Source organism: Tenacibaculum sp. FZY0031 (genome assembly GCF_036350695.1).
Taxonomy (GTDB): domain Bacteria; phylum Bacteroidota; class Bacteroidia; order Flavobacteriales; family Flavobacteriaceae; genus Polaribacter.
On sequence record NZ_JAZDVY010000002.1, the window covers coordinates 208,170 to 231,350 of the forward strand.

Below are 23,181 nucleotides of genomic sequence, written 5' to 3' on the forward strand. Positions count from 1 at the left end.
CTACTTATTTCAAATTACGAGTTAATCATTTGTTTAAGTAGGCTTGCTAATTGCGACGTTAATTCTCTTCTATGGTATTGTTTAATATTATTAGAAATTGTAGTGAGTTTTTTGGTTTTATACTCAATATACAACTTTTTTATTTCTTCCTTCATTTTTTCTTTATCACCAAAATCAATAATAGTTCCAGAGTTTGTTTTTGTTAATATCTCTGCTAAATCACCATCTTCAGGCCCCACTGCTAAGATAGGACGTTTTGCTTTTAAATATTCAAAAACTTTGCCTGTTATTATCCCTTTTGCTCCTCTAGTCTTTGGTATTAACAACAATAAAACTTGTGCGCTTCTTTGCAGTTTTACCGACTCACTATGAGACACATAACCAACTAATTTTAAATTCTCTTCTAATTGATTTTTTTTTATGCAAGAAATTGCTTCATTACATATATTACCTACCAATACAATTTCTAAATCGTTTTTAAACTGTTGCTCTTCATCTTTTAATTCTCTTAATACTTCCCATAACGAGTCTGAATTACTTTGCTTAGGCAGTAATCCTATGTATGAAATTGAAAATTTTTCACTTAACAAAACTTCGTCTTCAACAAACTCATCATCATATCCGTTTGTTATAACTTTTACAGGCTTATTCGTTTTTAACGATAGCTCTTGTTTTAAAAAATTACTAACTGTTACTATGGTATCGGCATTAGTTAAAACTTCTAATTCTAATTTTTTGTTTTTTTTTCTTGAATACTTATTCAACTTAAAATCGTTTAAGTAGTATAAATCCGTCCAAGGGTCTCTAAAATCTGCTACCCACTTTAAAGCAAACTTCTTTTTTAATTCATTAGCTATTAAATGTACACTATGAGGAGGCCCTGTTGATATTACGATATCAACATCATTATTTTTAAGATAGTTGGTTAAGTATTTTACCGATGGTTTTACCCATAAAATTTTAGAGTCTGGGATAAAGAAGTTTCCACGAATCCAAGATAAAACACCTCCTGAACTCACATTAGCGTCTCCTCCTTTTTTTTTCTTTACTCGCGTAAATTTCTGTACATCTAAAAAGGACTGTGAAATTACTTCTACTCCTTTTGTTTCAGTAATCAATTCATCATCTATAACTGAATAATCTACATTTCTTGGAACAAACACAATTGGTGTAATTCCATGATAGGGTAGATACTTCACAAATTTTAACCATCGTTGTACTCCTGACCCCCCTGCTGGTGGCCAATAATATGTAATAATTAGGGCCTTCAATTTAAGCTATTGTATAGATTGATTAATTCTTTTGAAGTTTTATCCCATGTAAACTCATTTCTAACAAAAGCTTTCCCGTTCTTCCCCAGTCTTTCTCTTAACTCTTCTTCTTTGTACAGAAGTAAAACTTTCTTAGCAAAATCCGCTGCATTTTTTTCTTCGTGTACCAATCCTGCTTTTACTTTTTCTATTAATTTCTTCTGCGCTGTTGCATTACTTACCAATAAAGGTTTTCCTAAACTCATATATTGGAATAATTTATTTGCATAGGCCACATCATGTTGAACATTTCTATTAAGAGGAGAAATACAAATATCACTTGTTTCAATATATGATGGAAATAGTGATACATCTTGCCAACCTTCAAAATCAACATTTTCTTCCAACTTCAATTCTTTAACTTTAGCTTTTAAAATAGTATCAGTTGTATTTTTACCTACAATTACTAGCTTTATATTTGCTATTTTGTCTTTAATTTCTTTAACTCCTTCAATAGCAGTTAGCAATCCCCGTCTAGTATGTGTGTCTCCTAAATATAATATCACAAACTTGTGATCATACTTTTTCTTAATTCTTTCACTGACGGCATATTTTTCATAGAATGTTTTTCTAATTGTATTAGGCACCAAAACTATTTTATCTTCAGAGACTTTTATTCTGCTTTTCAACTCATTTACAAACTCTTGAGAAACTGTTATTACTTTATCTGACTGTTTAACAAACGCCTCTTCTTTTTTCTTCCATCTTTTTAGTGAGATAATATATTTACCAGGAAATTTTTGCATATGTGGGTAAAACTTCATTACTTCTGGCATATTATCATGTAAATCTAAAACAATTGGTAATTGAAATTTTTTATTTGCAAAAAAAACCGCTTCCGCAATTCTAATATCATGAATATGTATCGCTTCAATGGCATTTCGGCGTAAAAAATTGACTACTTTTCTTTTCATTATTAAAGAATAAAAAGGAAGTGTGTAAGCTAATGCAGATAATTTATACTCTAGCTTATTTGATTGATATCTCTTTACCTTTATCTCATTAATAAGTTCTTCTGAAGATTCGTTTCCGTAGGTCAAACAAAATAAAAAAACCTCATGACCTGATTTTATTAACTCTATCGCTTCATTTTCAACACGTGGATCAGGTGGAAAGTTCTTATCCAAAATCATCCCTATCCTCATTTCTCTATACCTTTTTCTGCATACACAGCGTAGTATCTAGGTGTATATGTTCTTAAAATAGGTCTAAATCCTATTTTTCTAACCGGGCTAGTCCACTTTTCTCTATCAATAATTTTCCAACCTGATTTTTCTAACAACCAATCATATTGCCAATCTTCAAACTCATGATAGTGTCTATCCCACATATCTGTTTTACTTCTGTAAGCACTTTTAAACCACAACCTTAAAGGAATAGTGGTGATGATTTTTGAAGTGTTTATTTCTCTCAACACATTAAAAGGAGCGATTAAATGCTCTAAAATTTCAAAAGCTGTTACAGCATCAACATTATAATCTTTAACTATTTGAGGCAATAAATCTAAGTCTTCTCCATTGGTATTATATACCGTATAACCGTGTTGTTCCATTATTTCAGAGAACGAATTACGGACTCCTAAATCTAATATGGTTGCTGGGGCAGGAAGGTGCTTCTGTAAAAATTCAAGGGTATGTTTAAATCTTTTTTGAGGTAGTTTAGAATACATGAACATTATTTTAACAACAAATGTATTACTATTTTATCATTTCAAACAACAATGCCTTAAATTGAATTGCGTAAATATTCTAGAATAAAAAAAAGCGAAAGTTACCTTTCGCTCTAAACCTTTTAATTTTCCATAGCAATTCGCACTTAACTATAAGTGCATTTTTTGTACAACAAACATACCATTGTTCTCTCCATAAAAAAAGCATTATACTCCGTATTTTATAAAAAGCATTAACAAAAATGTTATCTTTGGTTTCTAAAAATTACTTTTTGTAAAAAGCATAGATTCCCATTTTGACTTTTATATAAATGACCAAGTACTTACTTTTTATATCTATTATCTTTTCTTTTTCAAAGAAAGTTGTTTCGCAAACAACGTATTTGGATTCTATCCATGCAAGTAAAATTTATTATTATAAAAACTTAAATAATGATAGCTTATTTTATTATGCTAAAAGGTTAAGTGAATCAAATAATATCTGTAAAAAATTAGAAGGGGCTAACAGTGTGGCATATAGTTATTATAGGTTGCGAAATTTTGAAAAATCAGAAAAAACTGCTATTCAAGTAATTAAACTAGTAGATTCTTTAAGCACAAAAGAAAATACCGCCTGCCTTTTAGAAAAAAAAATAGTCTCCCTAAATAGACTTTTTTGGATTAGAAAGAATCAGGAAAACTATAACGATGCTTATCGGTATTTAACATTAATGCAAAGTACCAATGAAAAAATATCAAAGATATCGGGCAGACACCTTAGGTATAAACTTACTATTAAATCTGCTAAAGCAATTGTAAATAGAGCTTTAAAAATGGAGTTGGCAGCAAAGAATATTCTTCTCAGTGCTTATAATGACTCTAAGCAAGAAGTTTATAAAACCCTAAATGACAATCCATTATTCTTAGAACAAAAAGCAAATATTATTAATAGTTTAGGGAATATTTATATGGATTTAAGTATCAAGAACAACAATCCTATTTTTATAGATTCTGCTTCTTTTTATTATGACAAAGCTTTTGAAGTAACTAAACTTTTCAACCCTCCTCATGAAGACTCTGAAATTATTTATAATTTTAGAAAAACTGAAGTATTAATTGCTAGAAAAGATTTTTCAAAAGCAATTAATTTAGTTAACAATTACAAAAACATAAGTAATGGTTCTCCTTATCTCGATAGAGAGTATTTTCAAAAGGCTATTTGTTTTCACAACTTACAAGAGTCTGATTCTGCCATTTATTATTCAAACAAGCTTATAAAAAATTATAAAAATTGTGAAACAAGTAAACTCATTACCATATACGATATACTTTCTAAAGAGTACAACAACATTAATAAATTAGATAGTGCCTACAAATACTCTAAACTTACATTAGATCAATACAATTTGGCAAAAAAAACTAAGGATGAAACCTTTAATCTTTTTTACAATAACAACTTTCAACAAGCGCAAGAACTCAATAAAACTATCGAAAAAAGAGAAGCTAAAAAACACCGCAATCTTATAGTCTCTTTTACCATTTTACTACTAACTTTTTTCATTATTACTTTTTACCTCATTAGAAAAGAGAAAGAAAAGAAAAAAGAACTTATTCTAATAATGAGTAAGAACAAACCCGTAGAAACAGAAAAAAAAGAATACAATATAGATGAGGCTTTAGAAGCTAAAATTCTTGACGAGTTTACCCACATAACCAAAAATTTAGATTTTTTAAAATCTAATTTTTCAATTAATTATATTGCTGATAAACTAGATACTAATACTACCTATATTTCTTTTGTTTTTAACAAGCATCATGAAGAATCTTTCAAACAGTATTGTACAAGGCTTAAAATTAATTACGTGGTGGAAAAGTTAAAAACAGATAAAAATTTTAGAAAATACTCTATACAAGCCATCGCTGAAGAAATAGGTTATACCAATGCTTCTGCTTTTACAAGGGCATTTAAAAAACACATTGGTATAACTCCTTCTATTTTTTTAAAAAATATCGAAAATTAATCTTTCTTCCTGTTTATTACCAACCAACCTATAGGTATTATAAGTAATAAAGCATAACAAAATAATGATAATAAACGTCCTTTTTTAATTACTCTAGGCTCATATTTAAAAGTAATCGTATGCTTTCCTTCGGGAACTTCCATCCCTCTTAAAACATAGTCTACTCTATAATATGGTGCACTTTCTCCATCAATATAAGCATTCCATCCATCTTTATAATAGATTTCAGAAAACACCGCAAATTGATTTGAGCTTGTTTTTGCTTCGTATATCAATTCAGTAACATCTTTCTTCACAAGATTAATGGTAGCAATTGAATCTTTTTGAAATACATCAGCTTTTACATTAAACTCGCTTGAGTTTATAACCGCTTCTGATTTGGTATTCAAACTATCTAATGCTATAATTTCTTCATTTGCAGAAGTTACTTTTTTCAACGAATTTACAAACCATGCATTTCCATTCGCTGCCGGGTTTTCTTGGAACTTCTCATTACTAACAATAAAATACTTCGTATTTAACATATTGAGTACTTCCATGTTATTTTTTACTATTTGATAATCAAACAACTCTTGATAACGTTTCATTTTGGCAGCATGGTACCCTCCTATCGAATTGTGGAAGTAAGAAGTTCTACCATCTTGCATAGGACTTACGCTAAAATTAACAACTCTGTAATGCCCTTTATCTTTTAAAATTTCTGTATCAGCCTTTGTTGCTGTGAATGGTTTTTGCACTCTTCTAGCTGAAGTAAAATCTTCCTTATTAACATAATTCGCATCTATTGAGACTAAATCAAAAATTATCAATCCTCCCAGTACAATTAACACAGGTACTTGCTTCAGTTTTCCTTTCAAATAAAACCACAACATTCCTGCAACAGCTAAAACCAGTAAAAGAGAACGTAAACTATCGTTAAATAACATTGATTTTCTATCTGCAATTAAAGCATCGATCAATTCTGGAAGTTGCTGATATTGTGCATCACGTAATCCTTCAAAGGCAAACAAACTAGATCCAAACAATAAGAACAATAAAGAAATCCCTCCTACTATATAAAAAGCTTTCTTTACTGCATTTTCTTTTTCTTCGGAAGAATTCTCAGAAGAGAAAAATTCTTTTAATCCTAGAATTCCTAACAAAGGAACACATAATTCTGCAATTACTTGAATAGACGAAACTGCTCTAAATTTGTTGTATAGAGGCACATAGTCAATAAAGAAATCAGTTATTATAGAGAAGTTTTTACCCCAACTTAATACGATAGAAAAAATGGTAGCCGCAACCAACCAATATTTTAATCGTCCTTTTACTAAGAAAATTCCTAAAAAGAATAAGAAAAAAACTATTGCGCCTATATAAGCTGGCGCTTCAACAATAGGTTGCTTTCCCCAATAGGTTAATACTTGACTAGAATAGTCTTTTGCTACACTTTTACCTGCATTTTGTTCTAAAACTTGATAAAAATTAGAGTTCTCTCCTAACTCTTCAACTGTTCCTCCTCCCATAAAACGAGGAATCATCAAATTAAACGTCTCGGCTATTCCGTAGCTATATTCAGTTATATATTCTTTATCCAACCCAGTAGACTTCTCTTTTGGAGTTCCATCAGGTTTTATTGTCAGTTCAGATTTTCCTCTCGTACTATAATCAGCATATTCCTTCATTGCCAACAATCGAGTAGAGTTAGCTCCAATACCAATTAACATTGCTGCAACCAAAATAGCCGATTGTTTAAAAAACACAGGTAATGTCCTCGATTTGAAAGCTTCAACACCTTCAAGAATTGCCAAAATCAACAAACAAAACCCTAAATAATAAGTCATTTGCGGATGATTTGAATAAATTTCTAAAGCCATTGCCAAGGCCGTTAGAATAAATCCGAGTACATATCGTTTTCTAAATATATAAATTACTCCTGCAATCACCATTGGCATGTAGCCTATAGCATGCGCTTTCGCATTGTGTCCTGCTCCAAAAATAATTATCAGATAGGTAGAAAACCCAAAGGACAAACTTCCCAAAACCGCTAGCTTCCAATCTACTTTTAAGGCAGTTAATAATAGGAAAAAACTTAAAAAATATAAGAAAAGATAATCTGCAGGTCTAGGTAAAAAGCGAACAACTTTATCAATATAACGCACAAAGTCATTCGGATAATAAGCACTTACCTGATATGCTGGCATTCCACTAAAAGCATTATCTAGCCAATAAGGCTCTTCTCCTTTTTCAGCCCTATATTCTTTTACATCCTTTGACATTCCAATAAACTGGGTAATGTCACTTTGTTTAAGTTGTTTTCCGCTTAAAATCGGATTAAAATACAATACAGATGCTATTGCAAAAACAATAATTGCTATTGCAAATGGTAAAAATTTCTTTAAGTTCATGCTTAGTCTATTTCTTCATAGTCAACGTACTCGCCAACAGAATTATTACTTTCTTTTGATTTATTTGGCTTCTTATCAATAACAGTTTTCCCTACTTCAACATCGGTTGCTTGTTGTTGGTTTCTATACTGTTGCTCCGCTTTCTTTTGTACTTTGTCTACTGCTTTCTTTATTAAATAAGGTGCAAAAAGTTTTGCTAAAAACTTTATAACGTAATAAACTAACAGAATAATTAATATGGTCTTTATAAAATTCACAGGTCCAGCTTCATTTAAATATGTCATCTTTATCTTAAAATAAAAAAATCAATCAAAAATAACAATTTGAAGCAAAAGGAAGCGTTAAGAGTTTACAAAACTTATATTATATAGGTAATTGTATTTTTACGTATGTTTGTACAACCAGAAAATTTGGATTTATTATATGATTAAGAAACTTCTTATCTTTTTTGTTTTTTGCTCTATTTTAACTGTAAACGCGCAATATACACCTGTTATAAATTCGAATAAACCAGGTTTTTCTGAGAGTCCTTATAGTGTTGGTTCGGGTGTTTATCAATTTGAAACAAATGTTTTTTACAGAAAAATGAATGCTACACCAACTTTTAGCAATCCCGAAGCCTTAGGATTAAACTTGTTTTTTAGAACCAGCTTTATTTCTGAAAAATTAGAAGTAAACTTTAATACTTCTTTACAAAGAGACAAAATAGCATTTAAAAATATTTTTGAATCATCATATAATAAAACTGGGTTAAGTCAATTTAGCCTAGGAGCAAAATATATGATATACGCTCCAAAATATGACGATAAAAGTAAAGAAATAAGAAGTTGGAAAGAAAGGCATTCTTTTGACTGGAAAAGATGGATACCTCACATTGGTGTCTCTGCCGGTATAAATATTGGTAGCTTTTTAACCGATTACCATGAAAGAGGTGGCTTTAGCCCTAAAGTTGGTATTTTATTACAAAATGAATTTTCAGATAAGTTAAATGTTATCACCAACCTTCATTATGATTATATTGGAACTGATTTTTCTCAATTTTCTTACATCGTAACTGGTACCTATAACTTTAATGATTATTGGTCTGGTTTTGCTGAAATACAAGGTGTTTTTGAAGAGTACGAGCGAAAAACTAACATAGGTGCAGGTGCCGCCTATCTTTTTAGTGAAAATTTACAGTTTAACGCTTCTTTAAGAGCAAACTTACAGCAAGATGAAATTGGTATCTATAGTTCTTTAGGAGTGTCGTACAGACTTAATAGACATAAAGACGATTTTGTTGAAATAGATGAATTTGGAAACAAGATTGAAGAAGAAAAGCCTGTAAAATACGACGAGAATAGAAATTTCTTTGGTCGAATGTTTAGTAAAGTAGGAAAACTATTTTCTAAAAAAGAAAAAAGAAAAGTTGATTTAGATAATGGCTCAGGTGATAGTGAGCTTTTAAACGAAAAGCCTAAGAGAACGCGTCAAGGGTCTTTAGTTGATATGATTGTTAAAGAAGATAAGAAACAAAAGAAAAAAACAGCTAAAGAAGAAAGAAAGGCTGCTAAAAAAGTGAAGAAGAAAGCCGAAAAAGAAGCGAAACGCAAAGAGAAAGAGCGTTTAAAACTTGAAAAGCAACTAAAAAAGGAAGAAGAAAAAGAAGCGAAACGTAAAGAAAAAGAGCGTTTAAAACTTGAAAAAGAAATCAAAAAACTAGAAGAAGATATTCAAAAAGAAGAACAAAAAGAGAAAGAAAAGGAGGACAATTAAAAGTCTTAAATTTACAAAATGATTCAACTTAAAGAAATAACTACCAAAAAGGGAATGAAACAATTTGTTAAGTTTCCTTTTTCTCTTTATAAAAACAATAAATATTGGGTTCCTCCTATTATTAATGATGAAATTGAAAGCTTTGACAAACATAAAAACCCAGTTTTTGAATATGCCAATGCTCGTTTTTTCTTAGCTCTAAGGGAGCATAAAATAGTTGGTAGAATTGTTGCCATTATTAACTCTTATGAAGTAGAAAAACAGCAGATAAAAAAAATACGATTTGGTTGGTTTGATGTTATTGACGACATAGAAGTGTCCAAAGTCTTATTGAATAAAGTTGCAGAAATAGGTCGTGAAAACAACCTTGAATACATGGAAGGCCCTGTTGGTTTTAACAACTTAGATAAAACAGGAGTGCTTATTGAAGGATTTGACCACATTGGTACGATGATTACTTGGTACAATCATCCGTATTATGCTAAGCATCTAGAACAATTAGGGTTTACAAAAGAAAAAGAATATATTGAAAGTATATTTTCTTTTAGTAATGTAGATATAAAAAAATACGGAAAGGCAAGTAATATAATTCAAAGAAGGTACAACTTAAGTCCTTTGAACTTTACTTCTACAAACAAAATCATGCCTTATGTAGACGAAATGTTTAACTTGTTCAGTAAAACTTATTCGAAGCTATCAACTTATGTTCCTATTTCAAATGCTCAAATAGCTTATTTTAAAAAGAAATATATCAGTTTTATAAATCCGGAATATATAAAGTTTGTTGTTGATGAAAATCATAAACTAGTAGCCTTTGCTATAGTTATGCCTTCTTTTTCTGAAGCTTTACAAAAAGCAAAAGGAAAACTTTTTCCTTTCGGAATTTTCCACTTATTAAAGGCAAGAAAAAACGCTAAAGATGTTACTTTTTACCTAATTGGTGTTGATCCAGAATACCAAAACAAAGGAGTTACAGCCATTATTTTTGAGCAATTTCACTCTATATTTTTTGCTAAAGGAATTCAAAACTGTATTAGGACGCCAGAACTTGAAGACAACCATGCAATTCATCAAATTTGGAAAGATTTTGACCCAAAAATTCACAAAAGAAGAAGAACTTACAAACTCGATTTATAATGCAACTTTTTTATAATCCAGATTTATTAACTACTTCAAAAGAAATTACTTTCAGCAAGGAGGAGAGTCGTCATATAATTCGTGTTTTACGAAAAAGAGAAGGGGATATTTTACATATTACTAACGGAAAAGGAATTCTTTTTTCTGCTGAGATACTTATAGGAAATGACAAAAAGTGTATTGCTAAGATTCTGAAGTCTGAAGAAAAGCCTCGTACGAGAGATTATTATTTGCATGTAGCCATAGCCCCTACAAAAAACAATGATCGCTTAGAATGGTTTTTAGAAAAAGCTACAGAAATAGGCATTGATGAAATAACGCCTATTATTTGTAAAAATGCTGAAAGAAAAGTTGTAAAGGTCGATCGTTTACAGAAAATAATTCAATCTGCTATGAAACAATCTCTTCAGTTTACACTCCCCAAACTTAACGAACCGATAAGTTTTTCTGATTTTATAGATAATGATTTTTCAGAAGAAATTTTCATTGCACATTGCGAAGAACACTCTGAAAAAAAGTTTTTAAAAAACATCGCTTCTCCTAAATCTAAATATACAATTCTTATTGGTCCTGAAGGAGACTTTTCTTTCGATGAAATTCAACAATCTTTGCATAAAAAATTTGTTCCAATTTCTTTAGGCACTAATAGGCTCAGAACCGAGACAGCTGGGTTATATGTAGTACAAAGTATCGCTTATTTACATCAATAGTTCATTTTTTGTATATTTAGATACTCTTAAATGTTTTTATTTTGACTACAGCAGATTTTTTTAATCTCTTTTTATTAATTAGTGCCGTTCATGGTTTTGCCTTTAGTATCATACTTTTCTGTTCTAAAAACGGACGAGAAAAAAGTATGATATACTTAAATCTATTAATACTAGCCATCTCTTTAAACAATGTACAATCTTGGGCCTTAGAAAAAGAGTTGTTTCAACATAAATTTGCTTTGGATTATGTTCAAGTTCCTTGGCATTTTTTAGCAATGCCTTTTCTGTACATGTTTTTAATCCACTATTTAAACCTTGCTGAAAAATCGTACAAATTACTAAAGCTAATAATTCCTCTCTTTTTAATTCTTGTTATAGGTCAAATTAGTTTTGTTCTTTACTATAGCGATTCCGCATCTAGAGAATATTTGAATTTTATTTATGAACGATACACTTCTATAGAAGAAATTTTCAGCTTAGCTACATCATTAAGCATTTTTGTGTACTCCTTTTACATCTTATACAAAAAAGAAAAACTATTTCCTAAAATCTTATCATTTGACAATCTTAAGTGGATTTATACATTTTTCATATTGACTTCAATTGGCTATGCTCTTTGGATTTTGGCCTTAATTGTTAAAGTAAAAATGAATTTTACTGGATTTTTATTCTCTTATTATCCTTTAAGAGTTTATACTACCATTTTAATTTACTGGTTGGGATACCAAGGATTAAAACAAATTCGTGTATTAAAAGAACGTGAAAGAATTAGAGAGTCTCTTTTAATTGATTTAAATGGTAATTTTAGTGTTGACACCATAAATTTGAATACCGAAAAAAACTTTTCTCAAAATCAAGTAGAAAAACAAAAAGAACAATTTATTGCAATAGATAAATTTATCAGGTCTAAAAAGAAGTATTTATTAAACAAATACACACTACAAGACCTGTCAAAAGACACAGAACTGAGTTCTAGCACACTTTCTCTTATTATTAATAATATTGCCAAAAAATCCTTTACTGATTACTTAAATGAAATGAGAATAGATTTAGCTAAAGTACTCTTATTAGATCCCGATTATACGAACTATACAATAACCTCTATAGGACTAGAGTCTGGATTCAATTCTAAGTCTACATTTTATACCGTTTTTAAAAAACACACAGGACATACCCCTGTTCAATATAAAAGCTTATCATTAGCCATTTAAAATTAATTTACTTTCATTTTATAAAAAAGCAGTTCGAAAACATCCAAAATGGATGTTTTCGAACTGATACTTTTTCTTTCTAACGTATATTAGCTTAGTGAAATTAAAAAATTAGTAATTGAAAATAGTTGAAGGGGTTTTCAATTTATAATTAAGATTTCTAATAAAATTATTGAGAACGCTTATTTCTCAATGCGAAGAAGAGAAAGCTATAGCTTAAAAACATCAATCTTAGTATTGATGTTTTTTACTTTCTCACGCTAAAAAACACTAAAAACAGCCCGTATAATTTATGCTTTTTATAAAATGTTGGTTTTAAAACACCTTTTTGGATGTTATAGAACTATGTATTTATAAGCTTATCCTATTTTTATTGCATAGAATAAATGCTTTTTTTGAAGAATTGTAATTTTTCAAGATAAAAGCCAAATTTATTTTTTTAAGGGGAAAAAAAACACCAACAAATTTGTTGGTGTTTTTTATTGTTGTTTTACTATATTGCTTTAAATTCAAGCCTATTCATGAAAAAATTCATCCTGCTTTTTATCTTGCTTTTAAATCAAAATATTTTTTCTCAAGAAATAGCAGTTATCCAATATAAAGGAGGTGGTGATTGGTATGCAAATCCTACTGCCCTACCAAACCTTATAACATTTACCAACCAAAACACCAAAACACAAATAGATAAAGACATACAAAGTATTACTCTTGATGATGAGTCTATCTTTAATTATCCAATAACTTTTATTACTGGGCACGGTAACATTTTGTTTACTAATAATGAAATTTCAATACTAAGGAGCTATCTTATTTCTGGAGGTTTTTTACACATTTCCGATAATTACGGCCTAGATAAATACATACGAAGAGAGTTAAAAAAGGTGTTTCCTGGGCTACAACTTCAAGAAATTCCTAACAACCATCCTATTTATCATCAAACCTTTTCTTTTCCTAAAGGAATGCCCAAAATTCATGAACATGATAAAAAACCACCACAGGGATTCGGTCTTTTTTACGAAGGTAGACTAATTGTTTTTTATGATTATGAAAGTGATTTAAGTGATGGATGGGAGGATGCTACTGTACATAACAATCCCGAAGAAATTAGAACAAAAGCTCTCCAAATGGGAGCTAACATAATAGAGTATGCTTTTAAACATTAACACTTTACAAATTGACAAGATTAAAATTAATTTTGATACTGAGGCTTTATGGATGCTTAATATTGCTTTGGCTATCATTATGTTTGGAATTGCTTTAGACATTAAAATAAACGACTTTAAAAGGCTTATTAACAATCCTAAAATACTATTTGTTGGGTTATTAGCTCAGTTCATTCTACTTCCTTTTTTAACCTTTGTACTTATTACTATTATCAACCCATACCCTAGTTTTGCATTGGGAATGATTATGATTGCTGCTTGCCCTGGAGGGAATGTTTCTAACTTTTTTAGTAAAATGGCTAAAGGTAATGCTGCTTTATCTGTTAGTTTAACCGCTTTTTCTACTCTAATTTGCTTAATAATGACGCCATTAAACCTACAATTATGGGGTAGTTTATATGAACCGACTAACGAAATTTTAAAAAGTATTTCTTTAAACCCTTTTGAACTTTTTAAACTTGTACTTCTTATTTTGGGAATTCCAATAGTTTTAGGAATGCTCGTTAATCATTACCATCATGAGATGGCAAAAAAAATAAATAAGTTATTACGTCCTTTTTCTATTTTCTTTTTCCTTTTATTAATTATAATCGCTCTTTATGATAATGCTGATGTTTTTAAAAACTACATACATCTTGTGCTATTTCTCGTAATATTTCATAACATTTATGCGTTTATTATTGGTTATGCCACAGCAAAATCTTTTAATTTAAATACAAAAGACTGTAAAACCATTTCTATGGAAACGGGTATACAAAATGGTGGTTTAGGATTGCTCCTTATTTTTAGCTTTTTTGACGGGTTGGGTGGAATGGCTCTTCTCGCTGCTTTTTGGGGGGTTTGGGATATTTTTTCAGGAATGATGTTAGCTACTTACTGGGGAAGAAATAAATAATATATGAAAACACTGTTGTACTATTTTTTTAAACTCGTTGTAAAAACTGGTTTGTTCTTTTATTCTAAAAAAATAACGGTGGTTGGTAGTGAGCGTATTCCTAAAAATGAAGCCATAATTTTCACTGCCAATCATCCAAATGGTTTAATTGATCCTTTGCTTATAGCTACTCACTTAAAAAGAAGGACAAACTTTTTGGTACGTGCAGCAGTTTTTAACCATCCTTTCATGGCTAAATTTTTTAACTTACTTGGAATGATGCCTATATACCGTATTAGAGACGGGGTACAACAGCTTGGTAAAAATGAAGAGATTTTTAACAAATGCCAGCTACTTTTAAAAAGCAACAAAACTTTACTGATATTTCCAGAAGGAACTCATAAAAAAAACAGAACTGTTCGACCTCTTAGCAAAGGCTTTACAAGAATTATTTTTAAAACTTTAGATAATTTTCCTGACACTCAAATCAATATTGTTCCAGTAGGAATTACATATCAAAACGTATCTAGCTACCCTTCAAAATCAGCTATCCATTTCGGAACTCCTATTTTAGCTAACAATTATTACGACAAACAAAACATTAATAAATCAGTAACAAACATAAAAAAACTTGTTTCTAATCAACTAGAAGAGTTAAGTGTACATATAAAACAAGATGAAAACTATGAGACTACTTTATTGAACTTAAACAATGCTCAAGTAGATTTTACTGAAGTTGATAAAATAAACCTTCTTCTAAAAAGGAATGAAGAGCTTACACAAAAAAAACGCAGTGTTAACTACGCTTTTCCTTTATTTTTATTGATTATTTTAAATAGTTTAATTCCATATTTTATTTGGAAAATTTTAAGTAGAAAGATTGATGAAGTAGAATTTGTAGATACTTTTAGGTTTGGTGTAAATACAGTTTTATTTCCTTTCTTTTATTGCATACAAAGTTTGGTTATGCATATATTTTTAGGTTGGAAACTTGCTTTAGTCTATTTTTTTACATCGTTACTACTTATTCTTTTATATACCAAACTATCACCTACTCCGCCATCAAAATAGCATCTTGTATATCTTGTTGAATTTTGGTTCGTATGTTGCTTTTCACCAAACCATAATTTCTCATTGTAGGATAAATTCTGTTCGATAAGAACACATACACCACACCAGTGGCTGGGTCTGCCCAAGTATAAGTTCCTGTAAAACCACTATGCCCAAAACTTATGTCTGACACACAACCACAAGTGGCTTTAATTTTAGGGTTTAATTGTGGTTTATCAAAACCTAAACCTCTGCGTACTTTTTTATTTTCATAATAACGTTTGTTAAATTTATGCACCGTTGCTGCTTCCAAATATTTCTTCCCTCCATAAGACCCATCTTGTAAAAACATTTGCATAATTTTAGCTACATCATTGGCATTTGCAAACAAACCTGCATGACCGCCAACTCCACCTAGCATTGCGGCTCCCATATCATGAACATAACCATGAACCAACTGATGTCTAAAATAGTTATCCCTTTCTGTAGGAACTATTTCATTTTTATCAAACTTATTCAAAGGTAAGTAAGTCATTCTATCGGCTCCTAATGGTTGGTAAAACTGCTCGTCTACTAATTTATCTAAAGGTCTTTTGTACTTTCTCTCTAAGATTTCTTTAAAAATATAATACCCTAAATCACTGTACTTATATCCTATTCTTTTACGCTGCTCAGAATCTACTATTTGCTTATAAATTGAGTCTTTATACTCTTTAGCTAAGTATAGGTTTTTGGCCACTTTAATACTAAATTTTGGTGTGCGTTTTTTTCTATAAAATTTTGTAGAGTTTTCTCCAGTTATACTATCTTTTGTATGCAAATAAAATGGAATCCAAGAACGCAAACGCCCATAATGAGACAATACCTCTTTTAGCAATAAAGTATCTTTATTGGACTTACTATATCTTGGTAAAATATCGCCTAAACTTGAAAACAAACTAATTTTCCTCTCCTCTTCAGCTTTCATTATCATAGGTAACGAAGCTAGTATCTTGGTTAACGAGGCTAAGTCATAAATATCAGAATTTTTAACCGGAAGTTTTTTTTCTAGGGTATGATAACCAAAGCTTTTGTTGTAGATTACTTTACCATCTTTAGCGACTAAGATTTGCCCCCCTGGAGACATTTTTTCTTGTAAAATCGTATCGATTCTTTTATCTATAATTGAGAGTTTTTCTGATGAAACCCCTGCTTCTTCAGGAATTGTGTATTGTAATACATCCAACTTATCTACTAAAAGTCCATGTCCCACCTTAAACTCGTTTTTTATAGATACTGGTAATTTCCCTTTTAAATTAAAAGCTCCAAAAAGAGCTTGCGCAGAAAGCTCTTGGGCTAACTTGCTATTTTGGTATGACATTACAATCCCTTCAATAGTAGTAAAAGAAGGTACTTGAAGTAAGCTATATGGACTGGCAAACACATCTAAAACAGTTTTATGTTTTCTTGATATTTCTTGTAACCATACAAGGTCTTTGTTAGAAAATTTGTGGCTTTTCCAAGGGTTTTTATTTGACTTATGAAAACCTACAACCACAAGATTGTACTTTTCTAACTTCTTTATTAATACATTTAAATGCTTGTCAGTAACCTTATCGACCTTTGTGTAATTTTTAAGCATCTCATAAAAGTCAGATCCACTATCACTCCCTAAAGAAACATAGGCAATTTTTTTATCTTCAAGGTTTTTAATTGGCAAAATCGCTTCGTCATTTTTCAAAACTGTAATAGCATTTTTTATCAATTTACGATGTAAAACCTCATCATAAGGACTGTTTACATCTTTCACTACATTTTCAGTTACAATAGGTCTGTACTTATTTAGTCCTACTAAATATTTTGCTTTTAATATCTTTTTTACAGAATGATTTAAACGTACTTCTGTTAATTTCCCGTCTGCAAGAGTTTTCTTTATCAATTTAATTGAACCCGGTACATCTTGAGGAATTAATAACATATCATTCCCTGCTAAAATAGCCGCCAAATCAATTTCTGCCGGTGTAGAATAATTTGCGGCTCCTTTCATATTCAAACCATCAGTAATAATCAACCCTTTAAAACCTAAACTACGCTGTAATAAATCTGTTACCACACTTTTTGATAAGGATGATGGTAGTTTCGGGTTTGCTTCTAAAGCCGGAATACTTAAATGCGCCGTCATAACACTCCCCACTCCTGCTTCAAATATTTTTTTAAATGGATATAACTCTACTGAATCTAGGCGTTGTTTGCTAAAATTAATTGTTGGTAATGTATGGTGCGAATCTGCTTCAGTATCACCGTGCCCTGGGAAATGTTTTGCATTAGCCAATACACCTACTCCCTGCATTCCTTTAGTAAATGCTATTGCTTTTTCTGCTACATTTTCTTTACTTTCTCCAAAAGAACGATTTCCTATAATAGGGTTATTAGGATTTGTATTTACATCTACTACTGGAGCGAAGTTCATATGAATTCCTACTCGCTTGCAATGCTCTCCTATTCTTTTTCCTAGTTCTTGAAGTAAAATCGTGTCTTGAACAGCTCCTAAGGTCATATTCCAAGGAAAACGATACGTGTCTTTCAAACGCATATCCAAGCCCCATTCACCATCAAAACCAACCATTAAAGGAACTTTTGCTAACTCTTGGTATTTGTTATTTAAAACAACTTGTTTATCGGGGGTGCCTTGCATAAAAATAATATTTCCAACATGGTATGTTGTTACCATGTTGGAAATAAAATCTTCGTGCTTTTTATCTTTATTTGAATATGCCTGTATCATAAATAACTGTCCAATTTTTTCATCAATAGACATGGTTTTCATAATACTATCTACCCATACATTTTGTGCTATGGAATCTTTTGCCAATAAAGGGCTTGCTTTTTGGACTTGGGCTTGAGTTACTTGTATAAAAACAATTGCTAGTAACGTAACTATTTTTCTCTTCATATATCTTACTTCTTAAGAAACTTTACATGCTTTTGTAAAGTAATACCTTCCTTTTTAATAAAAATTAATAGTTATACCAAAAATCGTGCATGCCAACTATCATTTGCTGGTACTTCCCATTTTTTTTCAAATTCTTCCTTGGTATTTACCATATTGTTAAACACCACTGTTTGAGCAGTTATTTTTTGCTCTTTGGCAAAATTTTGAAATTCTGGAAGCTTTACAATATTAATATTATCTCCATCTTTAAAAGATATATTCATCTTATCCATTAAATCCAATTCAAGCTCTTTTTCTAACTCTTGTATAAAACGTACAGAAGCATCTATTGAACACCCAGAAACATTGTTAAAGCCTTCATCTACTGCCAAGACTAAAAACTGGTTATACTTAATGGTAAACGAGCCTTTTAAATCATCTCCATGGCGTGTCCAATTATCTATAAAAAGTAATGCTTTTGCGCTGATAAACTCTATTTCTTCTTGTGTAAATTCTCTATCTGATTGATATACCCAAACTCTTGAGTTTTGAGGTAGTTTTTTATATTCTGTAAACATTTTTATTGTGTTTTGTCTTTCGTAATATCTAAATTAAAGAACAACTGAGATAATTACTAAAAATAAATGTTAAAGATTACCTTAAATTAAACTTCTGTTGTAAAGCTTGTAGCTTTTCTTCATCGGTCATAGTATTTTTTGGTGCCGACATTCTTTCTTTTATTTCGCGTAATACTTTTTTGGTATACAATGGAAAATCTGCATTTTGAATCCATGCGTTGTACCCAGGATTTTCCTGAAGCACCTCTTCAACTGTTCTTCCTTTATACTTTCCAAAAGAAAAAATTTCTTGGTCTTTGTCATTAAACAAGATAAACCCAGCAAAATCTGCTCTTTTTCCATGTGTAGAAAATTCACTCAATGCTGCTACAGAGTTTTCTAAATCTTCATACTTTTCAACTTGTGCTAATAAGATTTCATACGTTGCGTTTGTATCTGCTTCAGCTCCATGTGCTCCTACTAACTCTTTCCCGCAATAAAATTGATATCCAGCACTAAGTGTTCGCTGTTCTTTCTTATGAAAAATAGTTTGCACATCAACTGCTTTTCTATCATTCATATTGAAATCTATCCCTGCTCTTAACAACTCTTCTGCTAATAAAGGAATGTCAAATCGATTGGAGTTAAATCCTGCTAAATCTGCATCGTCAATCAATTCGTTTATTTTGGGTGCTAATTCTTTAAAAGTTGGTTCTGTAACCACTTTTTCGTTAGTGATTCCGTGAATCTCAGACGCTTCTTTTGGTATTTCTATTTCTGGGTTTACCAACCATGTTTTACTTTCTTTATTACCATTAGGAAACACTTTTAAAATAGATATTTCTACTACTCTATCTTTTGCAATGTTTACTCCTGTTGTTTCTAAATCAAAAAATACGATTGGTTTTGTTAAATTTAAATTCATTTCTAGTGGTGCTTAAAGACAATATGTTTTATTTTACTTACTTTACTTAATAGTTGTTACTGTCTTTTCTATATATTATTCGTTCGTTAATTCTTTTTTAAATTCATCTATTTGATCTATCACTTTTTGAGGAAGTGTAGGTTCTTTAAAGTTATATTTTTCCAATTCTTCTTCTAGTACTTTTGCTACAATATAATGTGCTGTTGGTTTATCATCAGCAGGCACTACATACCAAGGTGCATGGTTTGTTGATGTTTTTTGCAACAGGTCTTCATAACACTCTTGGTACTTATCCCATAATTTTCGTTCCTCTAAATCACCCGCAGAAAACTTCCAATTTTTTTCTGGAATGTTTAACCTGCGTAACAACCTGTTTTTTTGCTCTTCTTTAGACACGTTTAAAAAGAACTTTAAGATAATAGTTCCGTTTTCTGATATGTGCTTTTCAAACTGATTGATGCGTTCCATTCTGTCATGATAAAAGGCATCGTTTAAGTCGTCAAGACTCGTTACCGTAGGAATATTTTCAGCAAATACATACTCTGGGTGCACTCTTGTTACCAAGACATTCTCATAATGTGTTCGATTAAAAACCCCTATTTTTCCCTTTGCTGGTAGGGCTATATAATGACGCCATAAAAAATCGTGTTTTAATTCCAACTCTGTTGGCACTTTAAAACTATGTACTACCACCCCACGTGCATTTACATCTTTAAAAACCTCACGAATTAAACTGTCTTTACCCGCTGTATCCATTCCTTGCAAACACAATAAAACACTATACATACCTTCTGCATACATTGTGTCTTGTAAATCGCTAATCTTTTTTCTTGCTTTTTTTAGCTTTTTCTTAGCATTATCAACAATTTCTTTTGTTGAAAACTGATCTAACTTCCTTTTTTCAGAAAATATGTAGGTATTTGTATTCATCCGCTTTTTTTATAGCATAAAAGTACAAAAATATAGCCTTTTTCTATTGATTTTTTCTTGGTTATTATCAATTATTACAATTAAATCTAAAATCTTTTTTTATATTTTTTTTTGAGTTTTACTTCCAAATAAACAACAGATGAATAAAACAATTATTATACAAGCGAGTTCTAAAAGTACAGGAAATACCAACAAAGTGATTAATTACCTTAACAATAACAAGTCTTTTGACTTTGTTGACTTAAAAAAGAAAAACATTGGTGTATTTGAATACGACTTTACCAATGCTAATGATGATTTTATTCCGCTAATAGAAGATATTATTCATAAATATGATACACTAGTATTTGCGACTCCAGTGTATTGGTATAGTATGAGTGCTACCTTGAAAATATTTTTTGATAGATTATCAGACTTATTGCATTATAAAAAAGATTTAGGTAGACAGTTGCGAGGCAAAAACATGGCTATGATTAGTAATTCTGGTGCTAATGACCTTATAGATGGTTTTGAAATGCCTTTTATTGAAAGTGCTAAATACCTGGGCATGAACTACCTTGGTACTACTCATGCTTGGTTTACTGAAGACGGATGTGATATTCATCCTGATGCAAAAGGTAAAATTAATGAATTTAGAGATATTTTAACTACTGAAAACTTTAAGGATATTTTAGTTCGATAAAATTTTAAGATGTCGTTTTTTTACAATTTATAAGAAACCTTTGATCGTATTTTTGAGTTTTAATTTTAATTCATCACAATGCAAAAAGTAATTATAGCTCAACTAGCTATTCAACAGGGAAAAGAAAACTATTTTTTGAAATTGGCTGTAGAAATGGTAAAAATGAGTAATGCTGAAAAAGGATGTATTACCTATCAATTACATAAAGACTTATTTAATGAAGGTAATTATTTATTTTATGAAGAGTATATTGATAAAACAGCTGTAGAGGCACATAATAACTCTGCACACTTTCATCAATTTATAAAAGATATTACTCCTTTAATTACCAGAGAGCCTATTATAAATATTTATTAATTTAAATGAGTATAAAACACTATAAGCCATCAAAATACCTATCTCCTTATATTGATAGGTATTTTGTTTGTTCTCAAACTAAAAGTCTTCCTTTAATTTTACCAGGCACTGGTTTAGAAGTACTTTTTCATATAGACACTCCCTTATCCATCAATAATGAAAAATTGGATATTGCTCATGTTATTTGTCCGAGAGAAAAATTAATTTTTGATTCAACTAACCATGTACATTATATTTCTGTACGTTTTCATAGTGGTGGTTTTAGACATTTTGCTTCTATTCCGCATACACAAATTGTTAATCAATATTTATCTGTAGAAGAAATATGGCAAAATGAAGGCAGAGAGTTTTTAGAAATTCTTTATTCATTACCTAGTGTAGACGAAAAAATTAAACTAATTGATTTCTTTCTATGCAATCAATTAAAAAAACATCATTTTTCTACTATAGTTAATTGGGATTTGATAATTAAAACGCTATACAAAAACTTCAATTCAATACCTCTCCATGAATTGGCTTCTCAAAGTAATCTAAGTTTCCGTCAATTTGAACGTATTTTTAAACAAAAATTCGGAATCCCTCCTAAGAAATTTCAACGAATCACTAGATTACAAAAAACTGTGAAACAAGTATTACTTTCGAGTAACAAACATTATTTGTCTACTGCTTTAGATAATGGTTATTATGATCAGAGTCATTTTATACGAGAATTTCAAAGCTTCACAAATCTTAAACCTTCAGAGTATTTTGTAACTAACAACTTTAAAAACCATTTTTATTACAAACCTTTAAGCTAGTCTATCCAGTTTTTAAAATCTTTAACTCGTTCTCTACTCACAATTAGTTCTGAATCATTATAAGATTGCAACTTTAATTGTAAGCGTGAGTTGGTATAAGAAACAATATCTTTAATAGCATTTATATGTACCATAAATGTTCTATTTACCCTAAAAAATTGCTCAGGATCTAACTCTTCTTGCCAATACTCTAAAGAGTTATCTATTAAATAGTTTCTATTCGTATTTGTATGAATATAAGTGGCTTTATTTTCTGAGTAAAAACATTCAATATCTTCTGCATTGATAATTTTTAAATGTTGTCCGACCTTTATCGTAAATCGCTTTTTGTATTTTCTATCAACAGGGTTAATTAATAACTTCCGAATATCATCTATATTAACTTGTATATTACTTTGTAAAGGTTGTTGTTCTTTAAACTTATCTACTGCTATTATTAGCTCATCTTCATCTATTGGTTTCAAGAGATAATCAATAGAGTTTAACTTGAATGCTTTTAATGCATACTCGTCATAGGCGGTTGTAAAAATGATGGCTGATTTTACAGTTACTTCTTCAAAAATTTCGAATGATAATCCGTCTGAAAGTTGAATATCTAAAAATATTAAATCGGGATGAGCATTATTTTGAAACCAGTTAATCGATTCTTCTACCGAGTGCAACATTTGCTGAACCTTTATACCTAGCTCAGCCAACATTCTACTTAATCTTCTTGCAGCTGGTTTTTCATCTTCAATAATTATTACATACATA

At 30.3% G+C, this 23,181-nt stretch carries 21 protein-coding genes; 11 read left to right on the forward strand and 10 right to left on the reverse strand.

Annotated elements, in window-relative coordinates:
• Nucleotides 1-14 precede the first annotated feature (14 nt).
• The 3 genes from V1T75_RS03315 to V1T75_RS03325 are packed head-to-tail and all read right to left on the reverse strand — an operon-like array spanning nt 15 to nt 2,979.
• On the reverse strand, nt 15-1,271 hold the full coding sequence (locus tag V1T75_RS03315; protein ID WP_330487146.1) for a glycosyltransferase: 1,257 nt from the start codon (nt 1,269-1,271) through the stop codon (nt 15-17).
• The gene (locus V1T75_RS03320) at nt 1,268-2,455 is read right to left on the reverse strand and encodes a glycosyltransferase family 4 protein (protein WP_330487147.1); all 1,188 of its coding nucleotides are present in this window, start codon (nt 2,453-2,455) and stop codon (nt 1,268-1,270) included. Before V1T75_RS03320 ends, V1T75_RS03315 begins: the two co-directional genes overlap by 4 nt.
• Nucleotides 2,452-2,979 carry a methyltransferase gene (locus tag V1T75_RS03325; RefSeq protein ID WP_330487148.1) on the reverse strand — a complete coding sequence of 176 codons (528 nt, stop codon included), beginning with the start codon at nt 2,977-2,979 and terminating at the stop codon, nt 2,452-2,454. The genes V1T75_RS03320 and V1T75_RS03325 overlap by 4 nt, the downstream gene beginning before the upstream one ends.
• 311 nt (nt 2,980-3,290) lie before the next feature.
• Here V1T75_RS03325 and V1T75_RS03330 point away from each other — a divergent pair, with 311 nt between their 5' ends.
• Entirely contained in the window at nt 3,291-4,979 is a 1,689-nt protein-coding gene (locus V1T75_RS03330; protein ID WP_330487149.1) for a helix-turn-helix domain-containing protein, read from the forward strand.
• On the opposite strand, the gene V1T75_RS03335 is transcribed toward V1T75_RS03330, so the two are convergent.
• Complete coding sequence (locus tag V1T75_RS03335) at nt 4,976-7,369, reverse strand: YfhO family protein (protein WP_330487150.1); 2,394 nt, start codon at nt 7,367-7,369, stop codon at nt 4,976-4,978. The two genes, V1T75_RS03330 and V1T75_RS03335, sit on opposite strands and share 4 nt — an antisense overlap.
• 2 nt (nt 7,370-7,371) lie before the next feature.
• Nucleotides 7,372-7,653: a DUF4834 family protein gene (locus V1T75_RS03340; protein WP_330487151.1), complete on the reverse strand. Its 282-nt coding sequence runs from the start codon at nt 7,651-7,653 to the stop codon at nt 7,372-7,374.
• A gap of 139 nt (nt 7,654-7,792) precedes the next feature.
• Here V1T75_RS03340 and V1T75_RS03345 point away from each other — a divergent pair, with 139 nt between their 5' ends.
• The 7 genes from V1T75_RS03345 (at nt 7,793) to V1T75_RS03375 (ending at nt 15,290) form a co-directional block, all read left to right on the forward strand.
• On the forward strand, nt 7,793-9,124 hold the full coding sequence (locus tag V1T75_RS03345; protein ID WP_330487152.1) for a transporter: 1,332 nt from the start codon (nt 7,793-7,795) through the stop codon (nt 9,122-9,124).
• An 18-nt stretch (nt 9,125-9,142) separates the two neighbouring features.
• The gene (locus V1T75_RS03350) at nt 9,143-10,261 is read left to right on the forward strand and encodes a GTP cyclohydrolase (RefSeq protein WP_330487153.1); all 1,119 of its coding nucleotides are present in this window, start codon (nt 9,143-9,145) and stop codon (nt 10,259-10,261) included.
• A complete protein-coding gene (locus tag V1T75_RS03355) occupies nt 10,261-10,971 on the forward strand; it encodes a 16S rRNA (uracil(1498)-N(3))-methyltransferase (protein ID WP_330487154.1) in 711 nt (236 codons plus the stop codon). Before V1T75_RS03350 ends, V1T75_RS03355 begins: the two co-directional genes overlap by 1 nt.
• Before the next feature lie 41 nt (nt 10,972-11,012).
• On the forward strand, nt 11,013-12,182 hold the full coding sequence (locus tag V1T75_RS03360; protein ID WP_330487155.1) for a helix-turn-helix domain-containing protein: 1,170 nt from the start codon (nt 11,013-11,015) through the stop codon (nt 12,180-12,182).
• Nucleotides 12,183-12,703: 521 nt separating this feature from the next.
• Nucleotides 12,704-13,345: a DUF4159 domain-containing protein gene (locus tag V1T75_RS03365; protein WP_330487156.1), complete on the forward strand. Its 642-nt coding sequence runs from the start codon at nt 12,704-12,706 to the stop codon at nt 13,343-13,345.
• Nucleotides 13,329-14,240: a bile acid:sodium symporter family protein gene (locus V1T75_RS03370; protein WP_330487157.1), complete on the forward strand. Its 912-nt coding sequence runs from the start codon at nt 13,329-13,331 to the stop codon at nt 14,238-14,240. Before V1T75_RS03365 ends, V1T75_RS03370 begins: the two co-directional genes overlap by 17 nt.
• Nucleotides 14,241-14,243: 3 nt before the next feature.
• A complete protein-coding gene (locus tag V1T75_RS03375) occupies nt 14,244-15,290 on the forward strand; it encodes a lysophospholipid acyltransferase family protein (RefSeq protein WP_330487158.1) in 1,047 nt (348 codons plus the stop codon).
• On the opposite strand, the gene V1T75_RS03380 is transcribed toward V1T75_RS03375, so the two are convergent.
• The 4 genes from V1T75_RS03380 to V1T75_RS03395 all read right to left on the reverse strand — a co-directional run bounded on the left by V1T75_RS03380 (nt 15,271) and on the right by V1T75_RS03395 (nt 20,592).
• Nucleotides 15,271-18,201 carry a glycoside hydrolase family 3 N-terminal domain-containing protein gene (locus V1T75_RS03380; RefSeq protein ID WP_330487159.1) on the reverse strand — a complete coding sequence of 977 codons (2,931 nt, stop codon included), beginning with the start codon at nt 18,199-18,201 and terminating at the stop codon, nt 15,271-15,273. The genes V1T75_RS03375 and V1T75_RS03380 overlap by 20 nt on opposite strands.
• A 71-nt stretch (nt 18,202-18,272) precedes the next feature.
• Nucleotides 18,273-18,758 (reverse strand): ABC transporter ATPase, encoded by a 486-nt coding sequence (locus tag V1T75_RS03385; protein ID WP_330487160.1) that lies wholly within the window; start codon nt 18,756-18,758, stop codon nt 18,273-18,275.
• A gap of 76 nt (nt 18,759-18,834) precedes the next feature.
• On the reverse strand, nt 18,835-19,662 hold the full coding sequence (locus V1T75_RS03390) for an exonuclease domain-containing protein (RefSeq protein ID WP_330487161.1): 828 nt from the start codon (nt 19,660-19,662) through the stop codon (nt 18,835-18,837).
• Between the two features lie 75 nt (nt 19,663-19,737).
• Nucleotides 19,738-20,592 (reverse strand): PPK2 family polyphosphate kinase, encoded by an 855-nt coding sequence (locus V1T75_RS03395; RefSeq protein WP_330487162.1) that lies wholly within the window; start codon nt 20,590-20,592, stop codon nt 19,738-19,740.
• 139 nt (nt 20,593-20,731) lie between these two features.
• Here V1T75_RS03395 and V1T75_RS03400 point away from each other — a divergent pair, with 139 nt between their 5' ends.
• From V1T75_RS03400 to V1T75_RS03410, 3 genes are all read left to right on the forward strand, one after another.
• The gene (locus tag V1T75_RS03400) at nt 20,732-21,274 is read left to right on the forward strand and encodes a flavodoxin family protein (protein ID WP_330487163.1); all 543 of its coding nucleotides are present in this window, start codon (nt 20,732-20,734) and stop codon (nt 21,272-21,274) included.
• 78 nt (nt 21,275-21,352) lie between these two features.
• On the forward strand, nt 21,353-21,631 hold the full coding sequence (locus V1T75_RS03405; protein ID WP_330487164.1) for a putative quinol monooxygenase: 279 nt from the start codon (nt 21,353-21,355) through the stop codon (nt 21,629-21,631).
• Nucleotides 21,632-21,636: 5 nt separating this feature from the next.
• Nucleotides 21,637-22,428 (forward strand): AraC family transcriptional regulator, encoded by a 792-nt coding sequence (locus V1T75_RS03410; protein WP_330487165.1) that lies wholly within the window; start codon nt 21,637-21,639, stop codon nt 22,426-22,428.
• Here V1T75_RS03410 and V1T75_RS03415 read toward each other — a convergent pair.
• A complete protein-coding gene (locus V1T75_RS03415) occupies nt 22,425-23,180 on the reverse strand; it encodes a LytR/AlgR family response regulator transcription factor (RefSeq protein WP_330487166.1) in 756 nt (251 codons plus the stop codon). The two genes, V1T75_RS03410 and V1T75_RS03415, sit on opposite strands and share 4 nt — an antisense overlap.
• Nucleotide 23,181 lies beyond the last annotated feature (1 nt).